Annotated in this window: 17 protein-coding genes; all 17 read right to left on the bottom strand. The window is 60.7% G+C overall.

The annotated features are described in order from the left end of the window. Positions 1-62: 62 nt before the first annotated feature. The gene (locus HXW87_RS11840) at positions 63-1,445 is read right to left on the bottom strand and encodes a flagellar hook-length control protein FliK (protein ID WP_239778957.1); all 1,383 of its coding nucleotides are present in this window, start codon (positions 1,443-1,445) and stop codon (positions 63-65) included. Between the two features lie 106 nt (positions 1,446-1,551). Further along, complete coding sequence (locus tag HXW87_RS11835) at positions 1,552-1,899, bottom strand: Hpt domain-containing protein (protein ID WP_047292545.1); 348 nt, start codon at positions 1,897-1,899, stop codon at positions 1,552-1,554. A gap of 30 nt (positions 1,900-1,929) precedes the next feature. After that, positions 1,930-3,633 carry a fused response regulator/phosphatase gene (locus HXW87_RS11830; protein WP_182404127.1) on the bottom strand — a complete coding sequence of 568 codons (1,704 nt, stop codon included), beginning with the start codon at positions 3,631-3,633 and terminating at the stop codon, positions 1,930-1,932. 5 nt (positions 3,634-3,638) lie between these two features. After that, on the bottom strand, positions 3,639-3,944 hold the full coding sequence (locus HXW87_RS11825) for an STAS domain-containing protein (RefSeq protein WP_047292541.1): 306 nt from the start codon (positions 3,942-3,944) through the stop codon (positions 3,639-3,641). A gap of 153 nt (positions 3,945-4,097) precedes the next feature. Next, entirely contained in the window at positions 4,098-4,550 is a 453-nt protein-coding gene (gene fliJ / locus HXW87_RS11820; RefSeq protein WP_047292539.1) for a flagellar export protein FliJ, read from the bottom strand. Between the two features lie 6 nt (positions 4,551-4,556). Further along, complete coding sequence (fliI, locus tag HXW87_RS11815; protein WP_047292537.1) at positions 4,557-5,915, bottom strand: flagellar protein export ATPase FliI; 1,359 nt, start codon at positions 5,913-5,915, stop codon at positions 4,557-4,559. Then, the gene (gene fliH / locus HXW87_RS11810; protein ID WP_121184345.1) at positions 5,905-6,711 is read right to left on the bottom strand and encodes a flagellar assembly protein FliH; all 807 of its coding nucleotides are present in this window, start codon (positions 6,709-6,711) and stop codon (positions 5,905-5,907) included. Before fliH ends, fliI begins: the two co-directional genes overlap by 11 nt. Before the next feature lie 4 nt (positions 6,712-6,715). Continuing rightward, entirely contained in the window at positions 6,716-7,735 is a 1,020-nt protein-coding gene (gene fliG / locus HXW87_RS11805; protein ID WP_007920042.1) for a flagellar motor switch protein FliG, read from the bottom strand. Then, positions 7,728-9,515 (bottom strand): flagellar basal-body MS-ring/collar protein FliF, encoded by a 1,788-nt coding sequence (gene fliF, locus HXW87_RS11800; protein ID WP_047292533.1) that lies wholly within the window; start codon positions 9,513-9,515, stop codon positions 7,728-7,730. The genes fliG and fliF overlap by 8 nt, the downstream gene beginning before the upstream one ends. Before the next feature lie 15 nt (positions 9,516-9,530). After that, on the bottom strand, positions 9,531-9,860 hold the full coding sequence (gene fliE / locus HXW87_RS11795; protein WP_003222869.1) for a flagellar hook-basal body complex protein FliE: 330 nt from the start codon (positions 9,858-9,860) through the stop codon (positions 9,531-9,533). 127 nt (positions 9,861-9,987) lie between these two features. Then, positions 9,988-11,379, bottom strand: coding sequence for a sigma-54 dependent transcriptional regulator (locus HXW87_RS11790; protein ID WP_239778956.1), 1,392 nt, complete (start codon positions 11,377-11,379; stop codon positions 9,988-9,990). Positions 11,380-11,384: 5 nt separating this feature from the next. After that, positions 11,385-12,578: an ATP-binding protein gene (locus HXW87_RS11785; protein WP_179294989.1), complete on the bottom strand. Its 1,194-nt coding sequence runs from the start codon at positions 12,576-12,578 to the stop codon at positions 11,385-11,387. Between the two features lie 125 nt (positions 12,579-12,703). Continuing rightward, positions 12,704-14,179, bottom strand: coding sequence for a sigma-54 dependent transcriptional regulator (locus HXW87_RS11780; protein WP_041073001.1), 1,476 nt, complete (start codon positions 14,177-14,179; stop codon positions 12,704-12,706). Positions 14,180-14,351: 172 nt separating this feature from the next. After that, on the bottom strand, positions 14,352-14,648 hold the full coding sequence (locus HXW87_RS11775) for a hypothetical protein (protein WP_003222861.1): 297 nt from the start codon (positions 14,646-14,648) through the stop codon (positions 14,352-14,354). An 11-nt stretch (positions 14,649-14,659) separates the two neighbouring features. Further along, entirely contained in the window at positions 14,660-15,058 is a 399-nt protein-coding gene (gene fliS / locus HXW87_RS11770; protein WP_027614233.1) for a flagellar export chaperone FliS, read from the bottom strand. Positions 15,059-15,187: 129 nt separating this feature from the next. After that, positions 15,188-16,660, bottom strand: coding sequence for a flagellar filament capping protein FliD (fliD, locus tag HXW87_RS11765; RefSeq protein WP_047292526.1), 1,473 nt, complete (start codon positions 16,658-16,660; stop codon positions 15,188-15,190). A gap of 83 nt (positions 16,661-16,743) precedes the next feature. Next, positions 16,744-17,103, bottom strand: coding sequence for a flagellar protein FlaG (locus tag HXW87_RS11760; RefSeq protein ID WP_047292524.1), 360 nt, complete (start codon positions 17,101-17,103; stop codon positions 16,744-16,746). Positions 17,104-17,167 lie beyond the last annotated feature (64 nt).

Below are 17,167 nucleotides of genomic sequence, written 5' to 3'. Positions count from 1 at the left end.
CTGAATGTGCCGCCGCCATCGCTGGCAAGCCAGCTCCCACAGGTTTTTGTGAACACCTTGAATCAGGCGTAATAGTCGACGGCGCTGCTGCCGATCACGCTGGTGGTTTGTGCAGCGGCTTCGGCCACGCTCACAGGCGCCAATTCTTCTTCCGCCGAATCCAGACGCCCACCTGCAGCGCTGGTACGGCCGCTCTGACCGTGCTGCGCCTGTTCCTGACCCTGCTGACCCTGCCAGCCACGACTCTGGTCAGAGACGTTGACGTCAACCTGGCCCATGCCCTGCTGGGTAAACATGTCACGCAGGCGATGCATCTGGCCGTCCAGCGCTTCACGCACACTTGGATGTGCGCTCATGAAGGTCACTTGAGTCTGTTGGTCGGGCACCATGTTCACGCGGATGTCCAGGCGTCCCAACTCTGCCGGCTGCAATTGAATATCCGCCGCCTTCAGATTGGCGCTGGACAGGTACATGACGCGGTTGACGATTTCTTCGGTCCAGCCGCTCTGGTGCATGGCGATCGGTTGATTCACCGGCACCGCGTTCGCGGTTTTCGGCGTAGCCGCCTGAGTCAGCGCCGCCAGACGGTTGGCGAAATCATCGACACGGGTGTCGCTGGTGGCAGCCTTCAGATCCTTCAGGCCATCGTCGATCAGACCGCTGAAGGCTTTCTCGCCGTTCTGACTGGTGCTGTCCTTGTCGGCCTGCACATCGAGCATGCTGGCCATGCCAGCGGCGAAATTCTGCGCTGAAGTCAATTCACCGTCGGCCTGGGTCTGTGCCGGCGTAGCTTTGGGTTGTGCCTGGCTGCTGGCGGAAATGTGGCCGCCCTGCTCCATCGCCATGCGCACCGCCGGCAGCGAATCGAGTGGATCGGCCGCCGGGTCGAAAGCGCTATCGGTCGATGCCGCCGGGTCTTTGACCACGGCTGGCGCAACGGTTGCAGCCACGACCGGCGTCTCGGCCTTGACCGGCTCCGGTGTTGCAGCGACTGGCGCGGGCACCGCCGGTGCAGTCACCAGCGGTTGCAGGGTTTGCACCAGCGCCGGATCTACCGGGGTGGTGTCTGCCACTGGCGTCTGCGCGCTATCAGCGGCCGCATCGGTGGCGGCCTTGTCAGCGGCCGCCTGTTCATCGGATGCAGTCGAAGCGGTCTTGTCGGCAGGCAAGGCATTGCCGCTATCGGCAACGGCCGGTTGTGTGGCGGCAGACTTGTCCTTGCCGAAATCTTTCTTGTCGCTGTTGTCGGCAACCTTGTCGCGCGAAGGTTTCAGCGAACTGTCAGCGCTCGCCAGCGATTTTTTCGGGCCTTGATCGGCGAACACCTGAGCGAAGCTTGAGGCCTTGTCCCCGGTGTCTGCGGCCATGACCGGCGCTTTTGCGGCAGCGGCTTGCGCCTTGGCCTGGGCGGCAGATTGAAGAAGAACATTGGGGGTCGCAGGCATGACACGGTCTCCGCTGCACTGGGATCGTAGGTACAGTTGACGGGGATTATTGCAAGTGTCGGGCCAGTTTTGTCCGGCGCTGGCGAAAAGCGCCGGACGGCAGGATTCAATGCGTGATGGCGTGCTGGCGTTCGTCTTCGTATACAGGTCGCACATCGGCAAATTCGCTGCTGATGTCCGCCACCAGATCGACGATTTCGGCGGGACTTTTGTTTCTGGCGTCCGCCTCGAGCGCCTGACAGAGCGTCGCCAGTCGCACAGCACCCATGTTGCTGGCGCTGCCCTTGAAACTATGGGCGACCTCGGCCAACACCTTGGCGTCGGCGGTCTTTTGCAATTGATGCAAGCGACTTTCAGAATCGGTCAGGAAGGTATCCAGCAAATCCGGATAGCTGTCTTCCATCACTTCGCGCAACGCATCGAGTACTTCGCGATCCACATGTTGGTCAGTCACTTGTTCACTCCTTGATCAAGAATCGGCGAATTATGCCCTAACCTCCCAGAAAAACTCTACGCAAGCACTGCGACCTTCGTCCGACCAACTGGCGTTATGCCCCAATTGCCGGATCAAGCTGACGCCGCGCCCCGACAGACGGACGCCGTCCAGCGGTCGCTCCATCACGCGCGCCACGTCAAACCCCTTGCCGCTGTCCTCGACGCGGATGACCAGGCAACCACCGGCACCTTGCGGCCTGACTTGCAAATGCACGCGCACATAACCGTCCTGCAACGCCTCGAGTCGTGCATTGCGCTGCTCGTAGTAGCGAGCGAATCCGGCCGCATCACGCTTGAGGCTGGAATCGAGTCCCAGCACGCCATGCTCCAGTGCGTTGGAATACAGCTCGGCAAGCACGCTGTAGATTGCGCCACTTTGGGTGCGCAAGCCATGTACTTCCAGTAACAATTGCAGCAAATATGGCAACGGATTGAAGCGTTTGAGCGTCGCACCGCGAAACTCGAAGCTTACCGACCAGTCCAGCGGACAGGATTGGCCACTGTCGGAATACACCGGCGCCGACGGCACCACCTGCGCCGCTTCCAGCAGACTGATCTCGACCATGCTCACATCGTCGCGGGGCTCGCCACGAAATGCGTGCAAGGCCTGTTCGATCTCGGCGAACAGATTGTCCGGTTCACGATTGGCGGCAAACAGTTGCTGCAAACGCTCGACACCAAACAACCGGTCATCGGCATCAGTGGTATCGATCACGCCGTCTGACAGCAGGAACACTCGGTCCCCTGCCGCCATGGCCTGCACTTCGGTGCGATCGTCGAATGCCTGCGGGCTGAGCACCCCCAGCGGTAAATGCCGCGCCGGCAGCGGCAGCCGTTCGCCCGTGGCGATCCGGTGCAGATAGCCATCGGGCATGCCCCCGTTCCACACCTCCACAGTACGGCGCTGAAAGCTCAGGCAAAGCATGGTCGCGCAGCAGAACATGTCCACCGGCAGGATGCGCTTGAGCTTGGCGTTCATCTCGCGCAGGGTTTCGGCCAGGCCGTAACCTTTGGCCGTCATGCCGTAAAACACTTCGGCCAACGGCATCGCCCCCACCGCCGCCGGCAGACCGTGGCCGGTGAAATCACCGAGCAGCACATGCATGTCGCCGGCCGGCGTGTAGGCCGCCAGCAGCAGGTCGCCGTTGAACAATGCATAGGGCGATTGCAGGTAGCGAATATTCGGCGCGCTCAGGCAACCCGAATGCGCGACCTTGTCGAACACCGCTTTGGCCACGCGCTGTTCGTTGAGCAGGTAATCGTGATGTTTGGCAATCAGGTCGCGCTGCTGCAGCACCGTGGCCTGCAAACGACGCAAGCGATCCATCGCCTTGATTTTGGCGGCAAGGATTACCTGGTTGTACGGCTTCGCCAGAAAGTCGTCGCCGCCCGCCTCCAGACAGCGCGCCAGCGCTTCGCTTTCGGTCAGCGAGGTCAGGAAGATGATCGGCACCAGGGTTTCCCCCGCCAGCGCCTTGATCTGTCGCGCCGCTTCGAAGCCATCCATCACCGGCATCATTGCGTCCATCAGCACCAGGTGCGGCGGCTGGCGCCGAAACACTTCCAGCGCTTCGGCGCCATTGGCGGCGGTCAGCACTTCATGCCCCTGACGCCGGACGATGGTCGACAACAGTAACCGGTCGGCGGCGCTGTCTTCGGCGATCAGGATCGTCAGCGGCTCTTGTGCCTGCATGACCGTCAACTGATGTCGAACAGTTTGTCGAAGTTGGAGATGGCGAGAATCTTGCGCACGTCGGAGTTGCTGTTGACCACCCGCACGTCCGAGTCGTCGCCGCCGGCGTGATCGCGCAGCAGAAGCAGCATGCCCAGCGCGGAGCTGTCTAGGTAGGTGGCATCCTTCAGATCGACCACGATGGAGTCAGGCTTGTGGTTAAGCCGCTCATAGGCCTCGCGAAATTCCTGATGGCGCCCGAAATCGAACCGCCCCCTGACCGAAATCGTCAGTTTTTGGCCATCCGGAGAGACTTCTGTAACGACTGACATTGACTGGCTTCCTTGTCATTGACGAACGTGTACAAGGTTTAGCACTTGGACAGGGTTGGGGCAAGGCTGGAAGCCAGATCAAAAGATCGCAGCCTTCGGCAGCTCCTACATCAATCACCTGCAGGAGCTGCCGAAGGCTGTGAACTTTTGACATTATTCAAGAGGATCGTGCCGCGGCAAACGCTGCGACAACTCGTCCAGTAATCTCTGCTCGCGCTTGTCTTCGAGGCGTTGCGCCTCTTCGCGGTAGCGCTGCACCAGTTTGCGCAGGCCCTCGACCTTGGCGAACGCCTGCTGCCAGGCGTCTCGCGCCTTGATCAGATTGTTCTGGTGCCAGACCAGGCTTTGCCGCTGCTGGTCGATCGCAGTGTCCAGTTGCGCGAGAAAGCCGTGATACCCCAGCAGCCATTGTCCGGAAACCCCGTCGCTGCCACGCACGATCCACTGCTCCTGATAATCCAGACGAAAGGCGTCGAGGTCGGCGAGTTTGCTTTCGGCCACCTTGACCTGGCCCTGAAAGTATCCCAGACGCTGGACGGCAGTTTTTTCGGCCTGTTCGGCCATTTCCACCACCGGTGCCAGACGTGCGGCGCGACTCACGGCCATGGCCGGTTACCCGCCCGCCGCAGGTGCGAACAGGGTTTCCAGATAGGCCTGGCTTTCGCCCATGTTGATCTTGTCGTTCAGCCCCTGCCGCTGGTAGCGGGTCAGTTGCGGCTGCAGATTGATCGCCAGATCGGTCTCGCGATCGCCACCGGCGACGTAAGCGCCGACGCTGATCAGATCGCGGCTCTGCTGATAGCGCGACCACAGCTGCTTGAAGTACTGCGCACGCTGCATGTGTTCCGCCGAGACCACAGCCGGCATCACCCGGCTGATCGAGGCTTCGATGTCGATGGCCGGATAATGACCTTCCTCGGCCAGACGCCGGGACAACACGATGTGGCCGTCGAGCACGCCCCGCGCCGAGTCGGCAATCGGGTCCTGCTGGTCATCGCCTTCGGACAACACGGTGTAGAACGCGGTGATCGATCCCCCGCCCTTTTCCGCGTTACCGGCGCGCTCCACCAGTTTCGGCAGTTTGGCGAACACCGAGGGCGGATAACCCTTGGTCGCTGGCGGCTCGCCGATGGCCAGGGCGATTTCCCGCTGGGCCTGGGCGAAACGGGTCAGCGAATCCATCAGCAACAGGACGTTCTTGCCCTTGTCGCGGAAATACTCGGCGATGCGCGTGCAGTACATGGCCGCGCGCAGACGCATCAGTGGCGCATCGTCCGCCGGCGAGGCGACGACCACCGAACGCTTGAGGCCTTCTTCACCGAGGATGTGCTCGATGAACTCTTTCACTTCGCGACCCCGTTCACCGATCAGGCCGACGACGATAATGTCGGCCTCGGTGAAGCGGGTCATCATGCCCAGCAGCACCGATTTACCGACACCGGTACCGGCGAACAGGCCCAGACGCTGACCACGCCCGACCGTCAGCAAACCGTTGATGCAACGGATGCCGACGTCCAGCGGTTCGTGGATCGGGTCGCGGTTGAGCGGGTTGATTGTCGGGCCGTCCATCGGCACCCAGTCTTCAGCCTTCATCCCGCCCTTGCCGTCCAGCGCGCGTCCGGCGCCGTCGAGTACGCGACCGAGCATGCTCATGCCCATCGGCAGACGACCGGTTTCAGCCAGCGGTACCACACGGGCGCCCGGGGCAATGCCGGCGACGCTGCCGACCGGCATCAGGAAGACTTTGCTGCCGGAAAACCCCATGACTTCCGCTTCCACCTGGGACGGGTGATAGCTGTCGTCATTGATCACCAGGCAACGTGTGCCCATGGCGGCGCGCAGGCCTTCGGCTTCGAGGGTGAGGCCGACCATGCGTAGCAGACGGCCTTCAAGAATCGGCGCGCCAGCGATGTCAGTGGCGTCGGCATAGGTGCTGAGGCGCTTGGCGAAACTGGTGCGTTCAAGGCGCATCGGGGGTGTCCGCGAGCGGCGCTTGCGGCGCAGCCGCCGATGGGATTTCTTCAGGAATGTCCAGACTCAGATCCGGCGCAGCCGGGTGCAGAGACTGTTCGTGCAACTGGTCAAACAGCTTGCCCATGACCTGGGTGATGCGGGTTTCAATGCTCGCGTCGATGCGGCTGTGCGCGGTTTCAACCCGGCAACCACCGGGCATCAGCGACTCGTCCTCGACGATGCGCCAGGTTTCTTCATGGCGTTCGCGCAAGGCCTTGGCCTGCTCGAAGTCCTGCGGATTGACGTACAGACGCACGTTGTCCACGCCCAACGGCAGCAGCTTGAGCGCGTCGCGCATGACGTGTTCGATCTGGCTGGAATCGATCGCCAGTTCGCGCTTGATCACCTGTCTGGTGATGTGTTGCACGAGGTCGACCAGCGACTTTTCGATCTGGGTGTCTTGCTCGGCAATCGGCTCGAACAGGTGGGTCATCAACTGCTCGAGGCTGGCCAGTTTTGCCGCCAGCGCCACTTCGGCTTCCTGACGCACCTTGAGCGTGGCGCTGTGAAAACCTTCCTTCTCACCGATGCCAAAGCCCTCGTTGTAGGCCTCCTGACGGATGCTTTCGAGTTCTTCCAGGGTCAGTGGCTGGACTTCTTCCAGCGGCACTTCTTCCATTTCCGGCGGTTCGGGCTCCGGTTCCGGCTCGGGTTCCGGTTTCGGCGGATCGAAGCTGGGCAGCGCCCAGGATTCGAAACCACGGACATCGCGGGCGCGGATCAAATCCGTCACTGACTCGTCATGCTTGTCCATGGGGTTAGATCATTTCCTCGCCGCCCTTGCCACCGAGCACGATCTCGCCGGCTTCGGCCATACGACGGGCAATAGTGAGGATTTCTTTCTGCGCGGTTTCCACGTCGCTGACGCGCACCGGGCCTTTGGCTTCGAGGTCGTCGCGCAACAGTTCGGCCGCACGTTTGGACATGTTCTTGAAGATCTTCTCTTTGACGCCTTCGTCCGAGCCCTTGAGGGCCAGTACCAGCACGTCCGAGGACACTTCGCGCAACAGTGCCTGGATGCCGCGGTCGTCGACGTCGGCCAGGTTGTTGAACACGAACATGAGGTCTTCGATCTGACCGGACAGGTCTTCGTCGACTTCGCGGATCGAGTCCATGAGCTGGCCTTCGATCGAGCTGTCGAGGAAGTTCATGATGTCCGCCGCACGCTTGATGCCACCCAGGGTGGTGCGCGAGGCATTCGAGTTGCCGGAGAACTGCTTCTCGAGAATCTGGTTCAGCTCTTTCAGCGCAGCCGGTTGCACGGTGTTCAGCGACGAAACGCGCAGGATGATGTCCAGGCGCACCTTGTGGTCGAAGTTGCCGAGCACTTCACCGGCCTGATCCGGGTCGAGGTAGGCGACGACGATGGCCTGGATCTGCGGGTGTTCGTAACGGATCACATCGGCAACGGCGCGCGGCTCCATCCATTTCAGGCTGTCGAGGCCGCTGGTGTTGCCACCGAGCAGGATGCGGTCGATCAGGCCGTTGGCCTTGTCTTCGCCCAGCGCCTGGGTGAGCATTTTGCGCACGTAGTCGTCGGAGCCGACGCCGAGGCTGGTCTGGTCGCCGACGATGTCGACGAACTCGCTCATGACCTGCTCGACCTGCTCGCGATGGACGTTGCCCATCTGAGCCATGGCCACACCCACCCGCTGAACCTCTTTCGGGCCCATGTGGCGCAGCACTTGCGCGGCATCGGTCGAACCCAGGGACAGCAGCAGAATCGCGGCTTTGTCGACCTTGTTCAGTTTGACGGTTGCGGCTCGGTTATCACTCATCTGCGTTAATCCACTCTTTCACGACCTGAGCCACGCGACCCGGATCCTCGGCCACCAAGCTCTTGATTGCATTCAGTTGTGCGTCATAACCCTCACTCGGGCTCGGCAACAGAATGCTCTGCGGACCACCGAGGCTCACGCGGTCGTTGGCCAGGTCGCCGTCCAGGCCGCCCATGCCACCGAGTTCCACGTCGCTGCCCAGACCGGCCAGCTCCTTGCCTTTGCCGCCACCGGTGATGTTGTTCAACACCGGACGCAGCACACCAAACACCAGCACCAGAATGAACAACACACCCAGTACTTGTTTGACGATGTCCCAGAACCATGGCTGGGAGTAGAACGGAATATCGGCAACCACTTCACCGCGTTCGGCGGAGAACGGCATGTTGATCACGCTGACGCTGTCACCACGGCTGGCATCGAAGCCAACGGCGTCCTGCACCAGACGGGTGAAGCGCGCCAGTTCATCGGCGCTCCATGGCGCGCGGGTGGTTTCCCCGTTGGCCGCATTGACCTTGACCTGATCATCGACCACCACCGACACCGACAGACGATTCAGGCGACCCTGCTGCTGCTTGGTGTGGCTGATGGAACGGTCCAGTTCGAAGTTCTTGGTGGATTGTTGACGCTTGTCCGCCGGGTACGGTGCGAGCATTGGCTGGCCGGTGGCCGGGTCCATGATCTGCTGACCGTTGGCATCCACCAGTGGCTGACCGGGTTGAACCATGCCGGTAGAGCCTTGCGCGCCACCGGTGGTTTGCGGTGCCGAGGCCGGCGCCGGCGGCTGGTTGCTCAGCGCCCCCGGGACACCTTGCGGACCATTGCTGGCGGTGCGTTGCTCATTGACCGACTGCTCGCTGCGCAACGCCGGCTGGTCCGGGTTGAACTGCTCGGCGGTCGATTCGACGGCACTGAAATCGATGTCGGCCGAGACTTCAGCCTTGTAGCGATCGTTACCCAGCACCGGCTGCAGAATGTTGTGCACGCGCTGAGTGAGCATGCTTTCCATGCGGCGGCTGTAATCGAACTGCTTGCCGGCCATGGTCATTTCGGAGTTCTCCGCCTGATCGGAGAGCAGATTGCCCTTCTGATCGACGACGGTGATCTGCGATTTGCTCAGTTCAGGCACGGAAGTCGCCACCAGGTTGATGATCGCCACCACCTGACCCGGCTCCAGCGAACGTCCGGAGTACAACTCGACCAGAACCGAAGCGCTTGGCTTGCGCTCATCGCGCACGAACACCGAGCTCTTCGGAATCGCCAGGTGCACGCGGGCGCCCTTGACGTTGTTCAGGCTGGAGATGGTGCGTGCCAGTTCGCCTTCGAGGCCGCGACGGTAACGGGTCGCTTCCATGAACTGGCTGGTGCCCAGCCCCTGTTCCTTGTCGAGGATTTCGAAACCGATGTTGCCGTCGCTGGGAGTGACACCAGCGGCCGCGAGTTTCATCCGCGCACGGGACAGATCGTCAGCCTTGACCAGCAAGGCGCCGGAGTTCGGCTCGACGGTGTAAGGGATGTCGGCGGAGGCCAGGGTGTCCATGACCTGCTTGGCGTCCATGCCGGCAAGGCTGCCGTACAACGGACGGTAATCCGGCTGCTGCGACCACAGCACCACGGCAAAGCCAATCGCCACGCTCGCAGCCAGGCCGACCAACAGGCCCACCTGACGCAGCATGGTCATCTCGGAGAGGTTTTCCAGGAAGGACAGGCCGAACAGCGGCGGTTTGCCGTCTATCGGGGTGGCCTTGGCCGGAACGTTATCGGCGACTGCTTCTGCCATGACTCAATCTCGTCCTTAAACCGGCATCTGCATGATGTCTTGATAAGCCTGAACCAGTTTGTTGCGCACCTGGGTCAGAGCCTGGAACGACACGCTGGCTTTCTGCGAGGCGATCATCACGTCGGTCAGATCGACGCCGCTCTTGCCGATTTCAAATGCGTTGGCCAACTGAGTCGATGCCTGCTGGGTATCGCTGACTTTGTTGATGGCCTGACCGAGCATGTCGGAAAAGCTGCTGCCTGCCAGTTCAGGGACGGCGGCAGTCGATTTCGGCGTGGCCATGGCGTCCATTTTCATGGCCTTCATGTCCATCATCAACCGATTAAATTCAATACCTTGGCTCATGGTCTACTCTCTTGGGCGGCCCGCAATTTTTTGACACTCACTCGGCGGGTACACAGGTATTAGCAACAAGGGTGCCAGCTATCGGGCAGCCTTTCAGAAAAGCACTTTCAAACATTCGCTCCACCGCTCACGTGGCGAACAGATAGCCTTCGACGTCCATCCCGGCATCGCGCATTTGCGCCAGCTTGTAGCGCAGGGTTCGCGGGCTGATACCGAGTTTTTCCGCCGCCTCCTTGCGCCGGCCGCGTTCGGTGCGCAGGGTATCGATGATCATCTGAAACTCCCTACGCCGCAGGTCATCGCCCAACGCACCGGCGGATTCAGCCTCGACTTCGATCTCGCGCACCAGCGGCTGCACCGGCACGACGGACGGCGCAGTACCAAACGTCACCGCGCCCGTCAGGCAGAAATCCTGCGGCTGGATCAAACCGCCCTGCTGCAGAATCAGCGCCCGTTGAATGGCGTTATCCAGCTCACGCACATTGCCCGGCCACGGATAACCAGTGAGGCAAACCTGGGCTTCTGGCGACAGCTTCGCCGGCGCGTGCTTCATTTTATTGACGTGTTTGTTCAGCAACCGCTCGGCCAGCGGCAGGATATCGGCAGTGCGCTCGCGAAGTGGACGCCACGCCAGAGGAAAAACCGACAGACGGTAAAAGAGGTCTTCACGGAAGCGCCCCGCCGCCACTTCGCCAGCCAGATCGCGGTTGGTGGTCGCGACCACGCGAATATCCAGCGCGATCGGCTTGCGCGCACCGACACGCTCGACTTCACGCTCCTGCAGCACCCGCAGCAACTTGGCTTGCAGGCCCAGGGGCATTTCGGAAATCTCGTCGAGCAGAAGGGTGCCGCCATCGGCTTGTTCAAACTTGCCGGGCTGCGCCGCGATGGCGCCGGTGAATGAGCCTTTCTCGTGACCGAACAGCGTGGCTTCAAGCATGTTGTCAGGAATCGCCGCGCAGTTGATCGCGATGAACGGCAGGCTCGCACGATGGGATTGCTGATGGATGTAGCGCGCCAGCACTTCCTTGCCGGTACCGGACTCGCCGGAGATCAACACTGTGGAATCGCTGCGTGCCACCCGCGCCGCCAGTTCGAGCAACTGCGCACTGGCCGGCTCGACCGCCACCGGCCCGTCGCTATCAGCCACACTGACACAGCCCAGCGCATGCCGCGAAACCAGGTCCAGCAGAGCCTTGGGCTCGAACGGCTTGACCAGATAATCCGCCGCTCCCTGGCGCATCGCATCGACCGCTCGCTCCACCGCGCCATGTGCGGTCATCAGCAGTACCGGTAGTTGCGGCTGTCGGGCGCGCAACAGTCCAAGCAGTTGATGGCCGTCCATGCCGGGCATGTTGACGTCACTGACCACCAGACTGAACGCTTCGCGCTCAACCGCCTGCAACGCCTCTTCGGCGCTGCCGACCGCGTGGTAGTCGTGGCCTGCCAGCAACAGCGTGTCGGCCAGCGCTTCGCGCAACGAGCGGTCATCCTCGACCAGCAAAACCTTGATGCCCATGACGTTTACTCAGCTCCCTGTACAGCGGAAAACAGCGGCAGGATCACCTGCGCGCACGTGCCGCGCCCGACACGCGAACGCAGCCGCAATTCTCCCTGATGTGCCCGGGCCACGGCCTTGACCACGGTCAGACCAAGCCCGGTGCCGGTGACTTTGGTGGTAAAAAATGGCTCGCCGAGACGTTCGAGCACCACCGGATCTATACCGCTGCCGCTGTCGCTGACGCACAGGCGCAGGCTGTTGTCGCGGGTGTAGCAATGCACTTTCAGGCGCACGTTGCCGTCACTGGCCTGAATCGCGTTTTCGATCAGATTGAGAAGGGCCCCGACCAGCGTGTCGCGGTTGCACAGCAATTCGCCGGCATGACTGTCGCACTGCCAGCGAATGGGCAAATCCTGCACATGAGTCAGCGCCGCCGCCTGCAGCGATTGCATCAAGGCATTGGGGGTGATGCGATCGGTCAGCGGCAACTCGCCCCGGGCGAACACCAGCATGTCGCGCACCTGATGCTCCAGCTCGTGCAAACGCTCTTTGAGGCGGCCAGCGAAACGCTGCTGGGTGGCGACCGGCAATTCCTGCTCAGTCAAATGACTGGCGTAGAGCAAAGCGGCAGACAACGGTGTGCGGATCTGATGAGCCAGCGAGGCGACCATGCGCCCCAGCGATGACAGACGCTCATGGCGCGCCAGTTGATCTTGAAGGTGGCGGGTTTCCGTCAGGTCGTTGAGCAGCACCAACTGCCCCGGTTCGGCATCCAGCGAGCGGGTGGCAATCGACAGTCGCCGACCGTTTTTCAGAGAGATTTCATGGCCGTCGTCCTCGCGCGGGGCGAAGCATCGGGCGATCACGTGGCGCCACAACTCGCCTTCCAGCGGCAGCCCCAACAACTCAATGGCCGCCGGATTGGCCTCGCGAACCATGCCATGGCCGTCAATGACGATGACGCCACCGGGCAACAGATCAAGGAGGTTTTGCAGGCGGTTGGCCAAACGTTCTTTTTCGGCCAGCTCCTGCATGCGCTGGGCACTGACCACCGCCAACTCGCCTTTGAGCTCGGTGACCCGGGCTTCAAGCATGCTGTAGGAGTCGGTCAACTGGCTGGACATCTGATTGAACAGCGCGAACGCCTGCTCAAGACCCTGACGGCTCGCCTGCTCTACGGACGACGATTGCCCCTCGGCATTGGAAGCAGATGACATCTGGGCGTGGGGCATTGTGTTCTCTCGCTTGGCTGACCGTCAGTTAAACGGAACGTTGCGAGGGACGTAGCAATACCCGTGCCTAAAAAAAACTGCTTATAAATGAAGACGTTGAAAAACAGGCGTCAATCATCCGCCTGTTCATCACCTTCACGCCGGCTCATGCCGTACTTGCGCATCTTCTCCACCAGCGTGGTTCGACGGATGCGCAGGCGTTCGGCGGCACGCGCCACAATGCCATTGGCATCGTCCAGCGCCTGCTGGATCAGACCCTGCTCCAGACCACCGAGGTAGTCTTTGAGGTCCAGACCTTCCGGCGGCAGCAGAGCGTTGGCGGTGAAGTCCGGGGTATGACCGTTGATCGCCACGCGCTCTTCGAGATCGCTGCGCAGACTGTCGACCATCTGCTCGTCTTCATCATCGACGTAGCGGAACTTCTTCGGCAACTCGACCACACCGATGACCCCGTACGGGTGCATGATCGCCATGCGCTCCACCAGGTTGGCCAGCTCGCGGACGTTGCCCGGCCAGCCGTGACGGCACAGCGACATGATCGCTGCCGAGTTGAAACGGATCGAACCGCGCTTTTCGTGCTCCATGCGCGAGATCAGTTCGTTCATCAGCAGCGGGATGTCTTCAACGCGCTCACGCAACGGCGCCATCTCGATCGGGAACACATTCAAGCGATAGTAGAGGTCTTCGCGGAAGGTGCCGACCTCGATCATGCTTTCGAGGTTCTTGTGGGTCGCGGCAATGATGCGTACATCGACGCTCTGGGTCTTGTTGCTGCCCACACGCTCGAAGGTACGCTCCTGCAGCACGCGCAACAGTTTGACCTGCATCGGCAGCGGCATGTCGCCGATTTCATCGAGGAACAGCGTACCGCCGTTGGCCAGCTCGAAACGTCCGGCGCGGCTGGTGATCGCGCCGGTGAAGGCGCCCTTCTCGTGGCCGAACAGTTCGCTTTCCAGCAGCTCGGCCGGGATCGCCCCGCAGTTGACTGGCACGAATGGCGCGTCGCGACGTTTGGAGTGGTAATGCAGGTTGCGCGCAACCACTTCCTTGCCGGTGCCGGACTCGCCGAGGATCAGCACACTGGCGTCGGTATCGGCCACTTGCTGCATCATCTGACGGACATGCTGGATCGCCCGGCTGGTGCCGACGAGGCTACGGAACAGATTGGGTTCGCGATGACGGCCGCGCTCGCGGGCCTGGTCGTACATCTCGCGATAGACCTGGGCACGGTGCAGGGAGTCGAGCAGCTTGCTGTAGCTGGGTGGCATTTCCAGCGTTGAAAGCACCCGGCGGCGCTGGTCTTCCGGCAGGTCGACGGAAGAATTATCGCCCATCAGCAAAACCGGAAGGAACTCATCCCATGTCGAGAGTGTCTTTAACAAGCCCAACAGTGCACCCGGAGCATTTACCGTCCCGATCAGTACACAGATGACTTCACGACTTGATGACAAAGAGCCGACAGCCTGCTGCCAGTCATGGCTGCCGCAGGGTAAATTTTCTTCGCCGAGAAAATTTAAAATCACCGCCAGGTCGCGGCGGCGGACGCTATCGTCATCGATCAGCAGAATTTTGGTTTCACGCCACATGCAATAGCAACTTCCCTAGTCAACTCAATGCCCGAAAAATGGGGCAAGCGAGACGCTTGCAGGACACCTTGTGCCTGTAGACGCCTGAAATCTGAAAACAGCCACTAGTTAAGTCAAAAAACCGTGCACAGTCAAATTTATGGCGCACATGTCTGGATTAACTGGGGGTTAATTAACCAAACAGATGGTAAACCTTTGCCGCCTTTTGCGCTTGGGTGATCTGCGACATCTCGTTGGCTATCGCCTGCCGCTCACCCATCGCCGCCTCCAGAAGCTCCTTGTAGACGTGGAGCAGCTCCTCAAGGTTATTGCGCAGGGCCTCCTCATCCAGCGAGGCCTCGGCCATGACGTCTTCCATGCAGGATCGGCAAGCCAGATCCAGCTCGCCAATGGCTTCCCAGTTGCGTTCGGCCAGCGCACTGACCAGCGCTTCACGGGTGTCGGCGATTCGCTGCAATACAAGACTCATGGTGCTCTCCTTCAAAACTGCGGAGCAGGCTCGGGGGCGATGGCATCCCAGCCTTCTTTGACCGTGCTCAGCAAGCCGGCAACCTCATCGAGAATGCGCGGATCGCTGTTGATGTTGGCCTCGGCGAGGCGCTTCATCATGTAGATGTACAGCCCGTCCAGATCGGCCAGTTCATCGGCACACTTTTCCAGGTCCAGACCTTCACGCAGCCCGCTGACAATGCCAATGGCCTTGCTGATCGAGGTGCACTTGCCAGGAATGTCCTTGCGCTCGATGGCACCCTTGGCCTGAGCGATGCGGGCCAGCCCGCCTTCCATCAACATTTGTACCAGACGGTGCGGACTCGCCTCGGAGGTCTGGGCGTGCGCGCCGACTTTCTGATATTGCCGAAGGGCTAACATTGGGTTCATGTTCTACCTCATTGCCACAATGACTCGTATAACCAGTGTATCGCCAACGAATCACAGAACTTTAGATCAAAAGACAAAAACCCGGCGCACGCCGATAAAGCGTAGCCGGGTTTTTGTCGTTCTTGCAGGTTACTTCGCGGATTGCTGAGCGTTCAGCGAGCTGAAGAACGACGTGATGTTACTGGCCGTCGCTTTCATCTGCCCTACCAGCAAGTCCATGGCGTTGTACTTGGCCGTCAACGTCTTGGTCAGGTTGGCCACACGCAAATCCAGCGCCAATTGCTGACTGGTCAGGCTCTTGGTGTTGTTGTTCAGGATGGACATGCGCTGATCAAGCAGGCCTACGGCAGTAGGTGCGCTACCGGCAGGTGCCTTCAGATACGGGTCCACCGCCTTGTTCATGCGCGCCAGCAGACCGTTGGTATCGTTAGTCCCGGTGAACATCTGCTGCACCTGGCCAGCCTTCCCGGGCTGAGCCATGGTTTTGGTGAACGCAGCAGTATCAAACGTCAGGTTGCCGGTGTTGCGATCGGTCATCACACCGATCTCCGACAGATAGGACAAAGAACCCTCTGCACCAGCACCAGGAGCAGTCAACTGGCCACGGATGTCGGAGATCAGCGAGCGCGGCAACGAGTCACCGGTAAAAGCGGCCTGCACCGTTAGCTTGCCATCGGCGTCCGGTGTCGCCTTGGACAGGGTGTCGATGGTGGTCTTCAGGGTGTTGTAGGCGTCAACAAACGCCTGAACCGAAGCCTGCAGCCCTTTGGTGTTGGTATCGACGCTGACAACGGTCGGCGTGGCAACGCCACCAACGACAGGGCTGACAGTGGTCAGATTCAGGGTCAGGCCGCTGATTGCACCACTGACCGTGTTACTTTTGCTGGAAACCTGCAGGCCGTCGATGGTCACCTTGGCATCTTGTGCAAGGCCATTGACGTTGCCCGAGGCGCCTGCCGCCGGATTAGTACCCATCGACTGAGTACCGTCGATCTCCAGACCGGCGATCCCGCTGACAGAGAGATCGGTACCCGCGCCAGTCTTGTTGGAGCTGATCACCAGGCGCGAAGCACCACTGCTGTCAGTCACGATGTTGGCAGAAATGCCATTGGCGCCCTGAGCCGTGTTGATCGCATCACGCGTGCTCTGCAAGGTCGCATTGGCCGGGATCGTGACATTGTAATCAGTGCCATTCTGACTGATTTTCAGGGTACCACTCGGAATGGCACTGGCAGCACCGCCGGCGAAAGAAGCGCTGGCAACTTTCGAGCCAGTGGCCAATTGGTTGACAACAACGTTGTAAGTCCCCGACACCGCAGTGTTATCGGAGGTGGCGCCGAGAATCGCTGTGTTGCTCGAGGTCGCCGTGAAGCCGGCAAATGCCGGGTTGGTCTTGCTGCCCAGGTTGGTCATCGCCGTCTGGTACGCGGTCAGCGCACTCTTCAACGTGCCGACACCGGAAATCTTCAGGGTATTGGTCTTGGTCGCGGAATCGATCTGCGTCTGTTTCGGCGACTTGTCGGCGTTGACCAGCGCGGTCACGATCGCGCCGATGTCCAGGCCGGAACCCAGTCCGGAACCCGGTAGAATTGGACTTGCCATGTGCATCTCCCTTCAGATTGTTGCCAGACTTTTGACCCATCCAGGCGTCATTCAAGAAAGACAAACACTATTCATGCCAGCTATCAGACTTTGGCGTCGAACAACACATGGCTTGCGTTGGCGAGGCTGTCTGCGAGCTTGAGTGCTTCTGCGGAGGGGATCTGGCGTACGACCTCACCCGTCTCGCTTGCGATCACCTTGACGATGACCTTGCCAGAGTGCTCGTCGATCGAGAACTCCAGGTTACGCTTGATCGATTGAACGAACTTCTCGATCTCTTGCACGGCCAGTTTCAACTTGGCGTCATCCGTTTGCTGACTTTTCCTGTCAGCGACCGGAGCGTCGGCCGATGCAACTTTTGGCGTCTCCGACGGCTTGTCAGCAACAGGCGTCGCTGGCTTGGGAGCCGGATAAGACACGTTAAGCTTTACGCTCATGTCCATGCTCATCACCTCCTAACGTAAAAAAGCGAGAGAGCGCGACCAGCGCACCCTCCCGCCCAAACTC

This window comes from Pseudomonas sp. Y5-11 (assembly GCF_022368695.1).
In the GTDB taxonomy this organism is placed as follows: Bacteria; Pseudomonadota; Gammaproteobacteria; order Pseudomonadales; family Pseudomonadaceae; genus Aquipseudomonas; species Aquipseudomonas parakoreensis.
This window is presented reverse-complemented; position numbering and strand designations above follow the sequence as displayed.

Bases quoted from the DNA above. Each gene is read 5' to 3' on its own strand.
- HXW87_RS11840 (WP_239778957.1), bottom strand. From the start codon at position 1,445: ATGCCTGCGACCCCCAATGTTCTTCTTCAATCTGCCGCCCAGGCCAAG.
- HXW87_RS11830 (WP_182404127.1), bottom strand. From the start codon at position 3,633: ATGCAGGCACAAGAGCCGCTGACGATCCTGATCGCCGAAGACAGCGCC.
- HXW87_RS11825 (WP_047292541.1), bottom strand. From the start codon at position 3,944: ATGTCAGTCGTTACAGAAGTCTCTCCGGATGGCCAAAAACTGACGATT.
- fliJ (WP_047292539.1), bottom strand. From the start codon at position 4,550: ATGGCCGTGAGTCGCGCCGCACGTCTGGCACCGGTGGTGGAAATGGCC.
- fliI (WP_047292537.1), bottom strand. From the start codon at position 5,915: ATGCGCCTTGAACGCACCAGTTTCGCCAAGCGCCTCAGCACCTATGCC.
- fliH (WP_121184345.1), bottom strand. From the start codon at position 6,711: ATGGACAAGCATGACGAGTCAGTGACGGATTTGATCCGCGCCCGCGAT.
- fliG (WP_007920042.1), bottom strand. From the start codon at position 7,735: ATGAGTGATAACCGAGCCGCAACCGTCAAACTGAACAAGGTCGACAAA.
- fliF (WP_047292533.1), bottom strand. From the start codon at position 9,515: ATGGCAGAAGCAGTCGCCGATAACGTTCCGGCCAAGGCCACCCCGATA.
- fliE (WP_003222869.1), bottom strand. From the start codon at position 9,860: ATGAGCCAAGGTATTGAATTTAATCGGTTGATGATGGACATGAAGGCC.
- HXW87_RS11790 (WP_239778956.1), bottom strand. From the start codon at position 11,379: ATGGGCATCAAGGTTTTGCTGGTCGAGGATGACCGCTCGTTGCGCGAA.
- HXW87_RS11785 (WP_179294989.1), bottom strand. From the start codon at position 12,578: ATGTCATCTGCTTCCAATGCCGAGGGGCAATCGTCGTCCGTAGAGCAG.
- HXW87_RS11780 (WP_041073001.1), bottom strand. From the start codon at position 14,179: ATGTGGCGTGAAACCAAAATTCTGCTGATCGATGACGATAGCGTCCGC.
- HXW87_RS11775 (WP_003222861.1), bottom strand. From the start codon at position 14,648: ATGAGTCTTGTATTGCAGCGAATCGCCGACACCCGTGAAGCGCTGGTC.
- fliS (WP_027614233.1), bottom strand. From the start codon at position 15,058: ATGAACCCAATGTTAGCCCTTCGGCAATATCAGAAAGTCGGCGCGCAC.
- fliD (WP_047292526.1), bottom strand. From the start codon at position 16,660: ATGGCAAGTCCAATTCTACCGGGTTCCGGACTGGGTTCCGGCCTGGAC.
- HXW87_RS11760 (WP_047292524.1), bottom strand. From the start codon at position 17,103: ATGGACATGAGCGTAAAGCTTAACGTGTCTTATCCGGCTCCCAAGCCA.